The organism is Marinomonas hwangdonensis (assembly GCF_003721245.1).
Classification (GTDB): Bacteria; Pseudomonadota; Gammaproteobacteria; order Pseudomonadales; family Marinomonadaceae; genus Marinomonas; species Marinomonas hwangdonensis.
On record NZ_RIZG01000006.1, the window covers coordinates 92,961 to 105,168 of the forward strand.

Annotated in this window: 13 protein-coding genes; 2 read left to right on the forward strand and 11 right to left on the reverse strand. The window is 43.6% G+C overall.

Annotation, left to right across the window (positions count from 1 at the left end):
- Positions 1 to 14: 14 nt before the first annotated feature.
- From tolB to EBI00_RS11110, 9 genes are all read right to left on the reverse strand, one after another.
- The gene (gene tolB / locus EBI00_RS11070) at positions 15 to 1,313 is read right to left on the reverse strand and encodes a Tol-Pal system beta propeller repeat protein TolB (protein WP_123095996.1); all 1,299 of its coding nucleotides are present in this window, start codon (positions 1,311 to 1,313) and stop codon (positions 15 to 17) included.
- Complete coding sequence (tolA, locus tag EBI00_RS11075) at positions 1,313 to 2,284, reverse strand: cell envelope integrity protein TolA (protein ID WP_123095997.1); 972 nt, start codon at positions 2,282 to 2,284, stop codon at positions 1,313 to 1,315. The genes tolB and tolA overlap by 1 nt, the downstream gene beginning before the upstream one ends.
- A complete protein-coding gene (tolR, locus tag EBI00_RS11080; protein ID WP_123095998.1) occupies positions 2,281 to 2,712 on the reverse strand; it encodes a protein TolR in 432 nt (143 codons plus the stop codon). The genes tolA and tolR overlap by 4 nt, the downstream gene beginning before the upstream one ends.
- Positions 2,712 to 3,395, reverse strand: coding sequence for a protein TolQ (gene tolQ, locus EBI00_RS11085; protein ID WP_123095999.1), 684 nt, complete (start codon positions 3,393 to 3,395; stop codon positions 2,712 to 2,714). Before tolQ ends, tolR begins: the two co-directional genes overlap by 1 nt.
- A gap of 9 nt (positions 3,396 to 3,404) precedes the next feature.
- Positions 3,405 to 4,418 carry a Holliday junction branch migration DNA helicase RuvB gene (gene ruvB / locus EBI00_RS11090; protein WP_123096000.1) on the reverse strand — a complete coding sequence of 338 codons (1,014 nt, stop codon included), beginning with the start codon at positions 4,416 to 4,418 and terminating at the stop codon, positions 3,405 to 3,407.
- Position 4,419: 1 nt separating this feature from the next.
- Positions 4,420 to 5,022, reverse strand: coding sequence for a Holliday junction branch migration protein RuvA (gene ruvA / locus EBI00_RS11095; RefSeq protein WP_123096001.1), 603 nt, complete (start codon positions 5,020 to 5,022; stop codon positions 4,420 to 4,422).
- Positions 5,019 to 5,576: a crossover junction endodeoxyribonuclease RuvC gene (gene ruvC / locus EBI00_RS11100; RefSeq protein ID WP_123096002.1), complete on the reverse strand. Its 558-nt coding sequence runs from the start codon at positions 5,574 to 5,576 to the stop codon at positions 5,019 to 5,021. The genes ruvA and ruvC overlap by 4 nt, the downstream gene beginning before the upstream one ends.
- Before the next feature lie 146 nt (positions 5,577 to 5,722).
- Positions 5,723 to 7,495 (reverse strand): aspartate--tRNA ligase, encoded by a 1,773-nt coding sequence (gene aspS, locus EBI00_RS11105; RefSeq protein WP_123096003.1) that lies wholly within the window; start codon positions 7,493 to 7,495, stop codon positions 5,723 to 5,725.
- 242 nt (positions 7,496 to 7,737) lie between these two features.
- Complete coding sequence (locus tag EBI00_RS11110) at positions 7,738 to 8,229, reverse strand: transcription elongation factor GreAB (RefSeq protein WP_123096004.1); 492 nt, start codon at positions 8,227 to 8,229, stop codon at positions 7,738 to 7,740.
- Between the two features lie 173 nt (positions 8,230 to 8,402).
- On the opposite strand from EBI00_RS11110, the gene EBI00_RS11115 reads away from it, so the two are divergent.
- Positions 8,403 to 8,849: a MarR family winged helix-turn-helix transcriptional regulator gene (locus EBI00_RS11115; RefSeq protein WP_123096005.1), complete on the forward strand. Its 447-nt coding sequence runs from the start codon at positions 8,403 to 8,405 to the stop codon at positions 8,847 to 8,849.
- Positions 8,850 to 8,859: 10 nt separating this feature from the next.
- Complete coding sequence (locus EBI00_RS11120) at positions 8,860 to 9,600, forward strand: siderophore-interacting protein (RefSeq protein WP_123096006.1); 741 nt, start codon at positions 8,860 to 8,862, stop codon at positions 9,598 to 9,600.
- 64 nt (positions 9,601 to 9,664) lie between these two features.
- Here the strand turns inward: EBI00_RS11120 and cysN are convergent, their stop codons facing one another.
- Together cysN and cysD are read right to left on the reverse strand one after the other, a co-directional pair.
- Positions 9,665 to 11,278, reverse strand: coding sequence for a sulfate adenylyltransferase subunit CysN (gene cysN / locus EBI00_RS11125; protein WP_123096007.1), 1,614 nt, complete (start codon positions 11,276 to 11,278; stop codon positions 9,665 to 9,667).
- An 18-nt stretch (positions 11,279 to 11,296) separates the two neighbouring features.
- Positions 11,297 to 12,202 carry a sulfate adenylyltransferase subunit CysD gene (cysD, locus tag EBI00_RS11130; RefSeq protein WP_123096116.1) on the reverse strand — a complete coding sequence of 302 codons (906 nt, stop codon included), beginning with the start codon at positions 12,200 to 12,202 and terminating at the stop codon, positions 11,297 to 11,299.
- Positions 12,203 to 12,208: the final 6 nt, after the last annotated feature.

A 12,208-nucleotide genomic window follows, 5' to 3' on the forward strand; every position in this document is an offset into this window, starting at 1 on the left:
ACTCCTCAATTTCTTTATTTGAAGTACGGAGACCAGGAAGGCTCACGAACATCACCCTCTGCCGATGGTAACCTATATTTTACCAGTCCATCAACGGAAACTACCGCTAAAATACCCTTTCCTTTGTAGGTTGTGGCATATATTACCATGCTACCGTTAGGCGCAATGCTTGGCGATTCATCTAAGTATGTCTCAGTAAGAGTCTGCACTCTACCTGTTTTCATATCCTGTAAGGCGACATGATAATTACCATCGTTCTTTTGAACAGTAACAAGGTAGCGCCCATCAGGTGTCATCCTTGCTCTCGTATTCAACTCACCTTCGAATGTCACTCTCTCTACACGTTTTGTATTTACATCTAAACGATATATCTGAGGGTTACCACCACGATCGGAAGTAAATACAATACCTTTGCCATCTGGCTCCCAGCTTGGCTCTGTATCTATAGCATAATGATTCGTCATTCGCTCTAGCTTTTGTGTCGCAATATCTAATGTATATATTTCAGGATTATTATCTTTAGACAACACTAAGGCTAACTTTTTGCCATCAGGAGACCAAGCAGGAGCTCCATTTAGACCTCTAAACTGAGCAATCTGCTGTCTCTTACCCGTTGCAAGCTCTTGTATAAAAATATTAGGACGACGATTTCGAAACATAACATAAGCAATATTTCGACCATCCATACTCCAAGAAGGTGACAAAATAGGCTCCCTGGATTCAACAATAACTTGAGGTCTAAAACCATCCGCATCCGCAACTTGCAGCTTAAACAGAGGGGCTTTTCTATCTCCTTCCGCCGTTACATATAAAACTCTTGTGCTAAAGGCACCTTTCGTTCCAGTTAATAATTCATAAACTTTATCGCTAATGTAGTGAGCAGCATCACGAAAATTGCTCGCACTGACATCAATAGAGCTATGCTTCTGAACCGCCTTTTCTGTCAAAACATTTAACAATTCAAAACCAATTCGATATTGATTATTTTCAAGTTTTCGTACGGACCCAACCACAACGTAGTCACTCTTCAACAAGCGCCAATCACGATAAAAAACATCGGCTTCAGTTGAAGGCATACTTAGCATATTTGCACGTGGTACCGGTTTAAATAAACCACTTCTCGACAGGTCATTTTCTACAATTTGCGCAACATCTTCAGGCAAAGCATCAACACCATTATAACCAAAGGGGACTATCGCTATTGGTAATAATTGATCGGCACCACTGGTGATTTCAATAACAAGCTGAGCTTTCGCTGTACTCACTAGCAACATCGAAGCGATTAAAACGCCAAACCATTTTTTAAACATCATTAGTTTCTCAAGTCTTGAGGATTAAATATTAGTTCTACTGTGCGAAAGTTTCTTTCAAAAACATATGAATCAACTTGCGCCAGCTCTTCTATTCGTCTGACTTTATAGACAGCGTCAACAGCCCTTGCGTCAAACAAGGCATCGCCACTGCCTTTCATTATTTGAACATTTAACACTTCACCATTCGGTAGAAAATCAATGCGAAGCTGAGTTCTCATATTATTACGAGCGCTAGGGGGGCGGCTCCATACAGCAGCCACCCTACTATTTATCAAACTACTGATTGACTGCACCATCTGAGCTTCTTCGGCTGCTTTTTTCTTTTTCTCTTCTGCTGCTGCTTGAGCAGCCGCTTCTTCTGCTCTTTTCTGTTCAGCGATTTTTGCCGCTTCCGCTTGACGCTGTCTTTCTTGCTCTAGCCGCTGCTCTTCTTGTTGGCGCTGACGTTCTTCTTGAGCACGTTTAGCTTCCGCCTCTTTTCGTGCCTGCTCTTCAATACGCTGCTTTTCTGCTAGCTGTCTCTCCGCCAACTGTTTTTCGGCAAGCCGCTTCTCAAGGCGTCTTTTTTCTTCTGCTTGCTTAGCTGCACGCTCTTGTTCAAGTTTTTGTGCTTGCCTTTGACGCTCAAGCTCTTTTTGCTTTGCCGCTTCTTGTGCTTGTTTTTCTCGAGCAAGCTGATTGCGCCTCTCTTCCAACGCTCTGCGTTCACTGTCCGCTTTCTGCTGGGCTTGCCTTCTTCTTTCTTCTGCAAGAGCCGCTTGTTCAGCCGCCCTTTGTTCTGCTTCACGTTTACCGATGATTGTCTCAGACACATCTACTACAGTAGCATTAACAATAGGTGGTCTTTTGGGTTCAGGTGGCTCACTGCTACTAAAGTCGGCAACGACCAAGCCTACAATGACTATTCCTAGATGAAGGCTAATAGCAAGTATGGTTGGTATGTGATAACTCTCTGTTCGTAACCATTTCATCGATTTGAGTCCGGCTCCGTGACTAACCCCACATTAGGAACGCCAGCAGCTTGCAATGTCACCATCAAACCAATCACATCACCATAAGATACGCTTTTATCGCTTCGAACTAACACTGACATTCCAGGGCTTTGATTCAAAACCTTTCTTACCCTATCTTGTATTTGAGAAAGAGCGATAGGTTCTTGCTTACCCCCAACATCAAGATAATACTGTCCCTTTGCATCAATAGATGCGATTAAAACATCTTGATCATCGTTTTGTATCGGCGCAGCATTGGCACTGGGAAGCTCTACATCTACCCCTTGCGTTAGCATAGGCGCAGTAACCATAAATATCACCAACAATACCAGCATAACATCGATGTAAGGCACCACATTGATTTCTGCCATTGGACGACGTTTATTTCTTCTCCTCAAACGAGCCACTACGCAGCGCCTCCCTCTCTAACGTGTACTTTACGATGCAAAATGCTGATAAATTCGTCGGAAAAGTTTTCGTAACTTGATGCGAGGGATTCTGCAGAGGTAGAAAAACGGTTATATGCGATAACGGCAGGAATTGCTGCAGCGAGACCAATTGCCGTAGCAATGAGTGCCTCTGCAATACCAGGCGCTACTGCGGCTAAAGTGGCTTGCTGAACTTCGGCCAAACCTATAAATGAATTCATTATTCCCCAAACAGTACCAAACAAACCAATATATGGACTGGTTGATCCTACTGTTGCCAAAAAAGGGAGGTGCTGGTCGAGTTTTTCTTCTTCACGATATAAAGCGACGCGCATCGCTCTTTGAACACCATCCATGATGGCGTCAGGTTCGACGTTATGGCTCTGCCTTAAGCGGGTGAACTCTCTGATACCGGCAGCAAAGATGCTTTCCATCCCTTCCACTTTTCTACCTTCTAAAGTGAGTTTGCGGTACAGATTACCCAAATCAACACCACTTGACCAAAAACTCTCTTCAAAATCTGCTCGTACTTTTTTAGCTTTTTTAAGAACACGAATTCTTTGAAATATAACAATCCATGATAAAACGGAAGCCGCAACTAGGGTTAGCATAACAAGCTGAACCACAATACTAGCACTGGCGATAAGTCCCCAAATTGACATTAGTAACCTCTATTTTAGATCTGAAGGTAGTTGGTAATTAAAATGCTCATAGGCTCGCTTTGTTACTTGCCTGCCTCGTGGCGTACGAATTATGAAGCCCTGTTGAATCAAAAAAGGTTCAATTACATCTTCAATTGTGTCTTTATCTTCACCCAGAGCGGCAGATACACTATCAAGACCCACTGGCCTTCCGTCAAACTTTTCTATCATAGTCAATAACATACGTCTATCTAAATGATCAAAACCTTGACTGTCTACACTTAACATATCCAGCGCTCTCGCCGCGATCGCTTGCCCAACAAGGGTTTCACCACTCACTTGAGCGACATCTCTTACTCGCCGCAGTAAACGATTGGCTATCCTCGGTGTCCCTCGTGACCTTCTCGCCACTTCAAAACAGCCAGACTGATCAAGCTCCATGCCCATTTTGCCCGCCGAACGAGCAACAATAGTTGTCAGTGAAGCAACGTCATAGAACTCCAACCGCTGCACTATGCCAAACCGATCGCGTAAAGGCGAAGTTAATAATCCTGCACGGGTTGTTGCTCCGACAAGCGTAAACGGCGGGAGTTCAATTTTTATTGATCGAGCGGCTGGTCCTTCGCCAATCATAATGTCGAGCTGATAATCTTCCATCGCTGGATATAAGACCTCCTCAATTGCCGGACTCAACCTGTGTATCTCATCAATAAACAAGATGTCGCCTTCATTTAGGTTTGTCAGTAGAGCCGCTAAATCTCCTGCTCTTTCAAGTACAGGTCCAGACGTTGTCTTAACATCAGCTCCCATTTCATTGCCAATAATATGCGCTAGTGTGGTTTTACCCAATCCAGGTGGGCCAAATATCAGCGTATGATCTAGTGGCTCATTGCGCTGAAGAGCGGCTTGAATAAAAATCTCCATTTGCTCTTTCACCACAGGCTGACCAATGTATTCAGCCAGTGCTTGAGGACGAATTGCCCTGTCGACTTGTCGGTCGTTGCCCTTTAATTCACTTGATACAATTCGGTCCTGCTCAATCATTCTATTTCCTTAGCATACCTTTTAGAGCTGACCTAATGACCTCTTCACTGCTGGCGGCATCTGCAGGTACACCAGCAACCGCTTTGGCCGCTTCTTGTGGCTTGTACCCCAAAGAAATAAGAGCAGCTTCAGCCTCTTGCCTTGGGTCAGCCTGAACTTGACGAAGCAATACTGGGGCAGAAAATAAATCCGTCTTGGCTGCCTGACCAAGCTTATCTCTAAGCTCAATGACTAAACGCTCGGCGGTTTTTTTCCCCACACCTGGAATACGAGTAAGCGCATCAATATCAGACTCTTGAACATTAGTAATCAGTTCTTCCGAGGACATGCTCGACAAGATAGCCAATGCCATTTTAGGCCCAATACCATTCACTTTTATCAGCACTCTAAATAGCGCTCTTTCATTTTTATCAATAAAACCATAAAGAGAATGGGCATCTTCTTTAATCATCAGATGAGTATATAAAACGACCCTTTCACCGATTGGGGGCAAATCATATATGGTGCCCATAGGCGAACTTATTTCATAACCTATGCCATTCACATCGATTAAAAGTTCGGGTGGCGTTTTCTCAATTAATGTGCCAACTATACGTCCAATCACAAGGCTTTCCTTACATCTTGTTCAGTCCAACGTTTAGATGAACGTCCGGCACGTTTCCCAGTGCCATATTCTAATCCACCTGAGGTACGTGTGTTTGCGTGACACAATGCAATGGCTAACGCATCAGCCGCGTCAGCTTGAGGCTTAGAGGATAACCCCAATAGTAACTGCACCATCATTTGAACTTGAGTTTTGTCTGCGTTTCCATTCCCAACGACAGATTGCTTCACTCGCCTTGCCGCATACTCATGGACAACTAACTCTTGAAGTGAGGCAGCGACTATAGCAGCGCCTCTTGCCTGACCAAGTTTTAATGCAGAATTGGCGTTTTTGGCTAAGAAGACCTCTTCAATCACAAACTCATCTGGCTGGTATTCTTTAAGCAAATCGCTTACATGATTAAAGATATGTTTCAATCGTACAGATAGCTCTTCATCGGGCAGACGAATACAGCCACTCGTGACGTAAGTTGTCTTGCCGTTCAAAACATCAACAACACCAAATCCGGTAACACGTGAACCCGGGTCTATGGCTAAAATTCTGGTGGAAAGCATGTTTTTACAAACCTTTTATAATCACTGTATATTTCAACAGCCCTTTACACAGTATGCAATGCTGCAAGATAAAAAAAGGTCGCTATTCAGCGACCTTTTACATTTTACTTTCAATAAACTGGCGTTCACGAGACCTTAAAAGGACATTAAGACTCTACCACGGGTTTTCTGACACGAATATTCAGCTCTTTCAGTTGCTTTTCGCTGACTTCACCCGGCGCTTGAGTCAATAGACAAGTTGCACTTTGTGTTTTAGGGAAGGCAATCACGTCGCGAATCGAGCTTGAGCCTGTCATCAACATCACTAGACGATCTAGACCAAACGCCAAGCCGCCATGTGGTGGCGCACCAAATTTTAAAGCATCCAACAAGAAGCCAAATTTTTCTTGCTGCTCTTCTTTACTAATATTAAGCAACTCAAAAACCGTCTCTTGCATTGAGGACTGATGAATACGAATCGATCCACCACCAAGCTCTGTGCCGTTCAGCACCATGTCATAGGCTTGTGACAGCGCCGTCAATGGGTTAGCTTTAAGATCTTCAGGCGAACAAGAAGGAGCTGTAAATGGGTGGTGAATAGCTGTAATTCCGCCATCACTGGTTTCTTCAAACATAGGGAAATCTACTACCCAGAGTGGCGCCCACTTGCATGTGTAAAGATTTAAGTCGTCACCCAGTTTGCAACGCAACGCACCTAGCGCTTCGTTAACTACTTTTGCCGAGTCCGCACCAAAGAAAATCAAGTCACCATCTTGTGCATCAAGGCGATCTAGTAAGGCAGCACGCACCTCGACAGGCAAGAATTTAACGATCGGCGATTGCAAACCTTCTTCTAGGTTAGACTTGTCGTTAACCTTGATGTAAGCCAGTCCTTTCGCTCCGTAGATGCTAACAAACTTAGTGTAATCATCAATCTGTTTACGAGTTAATGCATTTCCACTTGGCACTTTCAATGCTGCAACACGGCCTTTAGGGTCCGTCGCTGGGCCTGAGAAAACCTTAAAGTCGACGTTAGCCATAAGATCAGACACAGTCACTATGGTCAACGGAATACGAAGATCAGGCTTGTCGCTACCGTACGTTTCCATGGCTTCTGAATAAGGCATGCGTGGAAAAGCCCCTAAGTCAACGTTCATCAACTCTTTAAACAAGCTAACGATCATGTCTTCAGTCATCGCCATGATGTCTTTCTCACCCATGAAAGACGTTTCAATGTCGATTTGAGTAAATTCTGGCTGACGGTCAGCTCGTAAATCTTCATCGCGGAAACATTTAGCAATCTGATAGTAACGGTCGAAGCCTGAAACCATCAGTAATTGTTTAAAGAGTTGTGGCGACTGAGGCAATGCAAAAAAACTGCCTTGATGCGTTCGGCTAGGCACTAAATAATCACGCGCCCCTTCCGGTGTTGCACGGGTCAAGATAGGTGTTTCAATGTCTAAGAAGCCATTTCCGTCCAAGTAACGACGTAGGACAGAGGTAACCTTCGAACGAAAACGCATTTTTTGCTGAATTTCAGGACGGCGCAAATCGATAAAACGATTTTTTAAACGTACATCTTCACCAACTGATTGGTGTTCATCTAACTGAAATGGGGGTGTTTGCGCCGCATTTAATATCTCAAGATGCGTGCCCAAGACTTCGATTTCACCCGTACGCATATTTGGGTTAGTGGTTCCCTCAGGACGAGCGCGCACTAAGCCCGTTAGCTTTACTACGTATTCATTACGAACGCTATCAGCCAATGCGAAGCTTTCTGCACGGTCTGGATCGAAAACAACTTGTGTAACTCCTTCCCGGTCACGAATATCTAGAAAAATAACCCCACCGTGGTCGCGGCGACGATGAACCCAACCGCAAAGCGTGATTTCTTGTGAAATGTTAGAAGCATTTAATTCGCCGCAATAATGGCTGCGCATAATTTCTTTCCTATTACTGTCTCAGTAAGAGAGTGATGTGTTCTTAGAGTGTTTTCTGTTTGATCATCCATAAATCTCGGATTATTGAAGATCAAACAGCCAAACTGAATATTTTAAGGCAAAGCATTATATGCGAACAGGGTCTGACTCTCTAGGGTCTGAGTCAAATTTTAGAGCTAGAGAGAATTTTTAAGCAGCAGTAGCAGGTTTATTAGAACCCGAACAGACTCAAAATGTGTTTATCACACTAAATTTAGAATTTCATAGCGCATCACTTGACCATTCTGAAGCAATTCAACTTCATCTCCTACATATTTACTAATTAAGGTCCTACCCACCGGACTGGATGGGGTAACAAGATAAACCGTTTGGTTCGTCATCTCGACAGAGAGCCCACCGGCACAAGGAGAGATAAAGAAATGTTTTTCAGCCGCGCTCTTTGAATTCGCTCTTACCAAAGAAACCAACCCCCAAAGTTCAACGGCATTGCCTTCAGAAAAGAGTATGGGAGACTTTTTATTAAAACAATGCCACTCATTCTCGCACTCCAACACACGTTTCGACTGACCATGAGCCAAATATGATGCTTCTAACCCAAATGTATCGTACTTGTTTTCCGCCACACTCTCTTCATCTGTTGCGGCATCATGAGCTTGTTTTGCGGCCCATTTCGCTGTTTCATAGCGACTTAACAATGCAGCGGTGACCGCTTCATATACATCGTGCTTATTCATATCACTCTATCTACTTAATCCTAACCCAAGCATTGTAATTATATAACTTCTATAAGAAAAACACCCTCCCTCACTTTGGCTAGTATTTTTACCACAAAGTCAGTTGACAATATCAACTAAATTAACTATATTGATAATCATTCTCAAAATTTGAAATTTAAAAGCAGGAGCGTATGAAGGAAAAAATTGGCGAGTCGCTTCACAAACTGATGCACAACTATCGCCACCAAATACGTGAGGCGGCATCAGCATCAGGTATCGCAATTCCCGTAAGCCATATACGATCACTAAAGTGCATCAAAAACATTAAAAACTGCAGCGCAAAAGACATCTCGGAGAGGCTTTCACTTGATAAATCTCAAATTACTCGCGTTCTTAAGGAGTTAGTCGGTGCCGGTTATGTGATAAAGGTCCGCTGTCCAGACAATCATCGCAGCCAGTTATTAAGTCTGACACAAATAGGCAGCGAATTACTCGAAAAGCTTATGATGTTAGATCAATTAGCAGTCGAAAAAATGACTAAATATTTAACCGCGCAACAAATAGAAGATTTCATACATATTTCAGAGATTATGGTAAATAACCTTGACCAGTCTCCATCATGTGACAAACAAAATTAAGGAGCCCGTTATGAGCAGACCACAACCACGAGAGTTAACGGTTATTAATAAATTCCATGTTACCCCTAATATGTTGCGAGTCACCTTAGGGGGGGACAATATTCATACCATTCCTGAAGATCAGGAAAGCGGCTATGTTAAACTTATTTTCCCAAGAAAGGATCAAAAGCCCCTATTACGTACTTATACTATTCGACATCAACGAGCTAATGAAATAGATATTGATTTTGTCTTGCATGAAGATGGTGGACCAGCATCAACATGGGCAAAAAACACTCAACCTAACGACACAATTCTTGTTGGAGGCCCTGGCCCCAAAAAATTCATTGAAGAGTCAACTGACTGGAAAATACTAGTGGGTGATATGACGGCCTTGCCAGCAATCAGCGTCAATTTAACAAAGCTTTCACAAGACTCAAAAGGGTATGCTGTACTTGAAGTGATTTCAGAGGATGACATTCAGCCTTTAAAGCACCCTACCGGCATTGAGCTTAAATGGGTAATTAACCCCCACCCTGGCGAAAACGCCAACTTACTATTGGATCAAATTCAGTCACTATCATGGCATCAAGGTAGTGTTTCTGTTTGGGTGGCTTGCGAATTTAGCAGCATGAAAATTCTACGTTCATTTTTTAAGAATGACAGAAATATTGAAAAAGAAAATTTCTATATTTCTAGCTACTGGAAATTAGGCAATAGTGAAGATCAGCATAAAGAAGTGAAGCGTGTTGATTTAGAAGAAACAGTGTAATAAAACCTTTATTTCAACAATAACAAAGCCAGCCCTTAGAGCTGGCTTTGTTGCATTTCTTTCGTTATAGCTGAACACTTTCAACAATTAAATCCACAACGTCATCTAGTGCGGATTCGGTGATCTGAGAATCCGCTATCGCCGAGTCAGCCACCAAAAAGGCAACACCTGTCTGACGAATTAGCGCCGATTCTTGCGCTGTCGCATCCGCTTTTACCAAAGCAACAATACCTTGGCGTAACAACAGGCGTTCAAGCGCATCACTTTGCTTCAACACGCTAGCTGCCAAGGCGATAACTGCAGGTTTTTGACCGAGACGTGCGGCACGATCTTCCGCACTAACTACAGTGTCTTGATCTAGCTCAGCAACAGCCTCTTCAACCATGCCTGCACCAACTGTTACGTTAGTTAAGCGGTCAATAATAATCAAAGCACCAGTGAAACGGCTATCCGTGTATTCATCAAATGCAACAGGTGCATCAAACTGAATGACTGCATCGCCGATCCCGTTCAATTCCAATGCCTCTATCTTACTGACTTCAAGTGTATTGACATCAACACGATGATTGAAGTGATGAACTTTACCAGGAACCGTTTGTGTTCCAAGCTTAAAGTCATACAACTTGCCCGGTACTAATGGGTGATCAGCCATCCAAACAATTGAAGAACGAAGCGTTGTTGCAATAAGAGGCTCTTGACCAATGTGCGACAGCATATCACCGCGACTGATATCGATCTCATCTTCAAGCGTAATCGTGACTGCCTGACCTGCTTTTGCTGTATCTAAATCGCCATCAAAGGTCACAATCCTTTCAACAGTCGACGTTTTACCTGAAGGCAAAGCTACCACTTTATCGCCCGGTTTAACCGCGCCAGCGGCGATGGTTCCTGAGAAACCACGGAAATCTAAGTTAGGACGGTTAACATACTGAACTGGGAAGCGGAAAGAATCCCGTTTCACATCGCGGTTAATTTGCACCGTTTCCAAAATTGACATTAGCGGGCCACCTTGATACCAAGGCGTGCTTTCAGACGCATTTACCACGTTGTCTCCACGTAGCGCAGACATAGGCACAAACTGAATATCTTCTGGTTTACGATCGCCAAGCTGATCAACGAACGCCAGATAATCGGTCTTAATTTGCTCAAACGTTTCTTCTGAAAAGCCCACTAAATCCATCTTATTGACAGCAACCACCAAGTGTTTAATGCCGAGCAATGACGTAATGTAACTGTGGCGACGTGTTTGCGTTTGCACACCATAACGCGCATCGATCAGTATGATAGCGAGGTCGCAGGTGGACGCACCTGTTGCCATGTTGCGAGTGTACTGCTCATGCCCCGGTGTATCTGCAATAATGAACTTGCGCTTTTCTGTTGAAAAGTATCGATAAGCCACATCAATGGTAATGCCCTGCTCACGCTCTGCTTGAAGGCCATCAACCAACAAGGCGAGATCCACTTCCTCACCTTGAGTACCGGATTTTTTACTGTCACGCTTGACCGCATCAAGATGGTCTTCATAAATTAACTTAGAATCATGGAGCAAACGTCCGATTAACGTACTTTTTCCATCGTCAACGTTTCCGCAAGTAAGAAGACGCAATAAGTCTTTTTCTTCGTGCTGTTTCAGATAACCAAGTATGTCTTGGCTGATCAATTCTGATTGGTGAGACATTCTTTCTTTACTCCAAACTTAGAAATAACCCTGTTTCTTCTTCTCTTCCATTGATCCTGATGAATCATGGTCAATCATTCGCCCTTGGCGCTCTGAACTTCTGGTGAGTAACATCTCCTGAATAATTTCAGGTAATGACGCCGCTTCCGATTCAACAGCCCCCGTAAGTGGGTAGCAGCCTAAAGTGCGAAAACGTACTGATTTCATTTCTGGCACTTCACCGTTTAATGGCATACGCTCATCGTCCACCATGATGAGCGTACCGTCACGCTCAACAACAGGGCGCTTTTCAGAGAAATACAATGGAACAATTGGGATACTTTCTAAATAAATATATTGCCAGATATCCAGTTCAGTCCAATTAGACAATGGGAAAACACGGATACTTTCGCCTTTGTTTACTTTGCCGTTGTAGATATTCCATAGCTCAGGACGTTGGTTTTTCGGGTCCCAACGATGCTGCTTATCACGAAAAGAGTACACACGCTCTTTAGCACGAGACTTCTCCTCATCGCGACGAGCTCCCCCAAAGGCGGCATCAAAGCCGTATTTGTCTAATGCTTGCTTTAATGCTTGGGTTTTCATCACATCGGTGTGTTTTGAACTACCGTGAGTAAACGGCCCCACACCTTGAGCAATACCCTCTTGGTTTTGATGAACAATCAGCTCCAAACCGAGCTTCGCTACCATCTCATCGCGAAAGGTAATCATTTCTTTAAACTTCCAACCTGTATCCACATGCATCAGTGGAAAAGGCGGCTTACCAGGATAAAACGCTTTCATAGCAAGATGCAGCATCACGGCTGAATCTTTGCCAATGGAATACAGCATTACCGGGTTATCAAATTCCGCCGCCACTTCACGAATAATATGAATACTCTCGGCTTCTAGCTGTTTTAGGTGAGTCAGTCTTGCCTCTGTCATAATTTC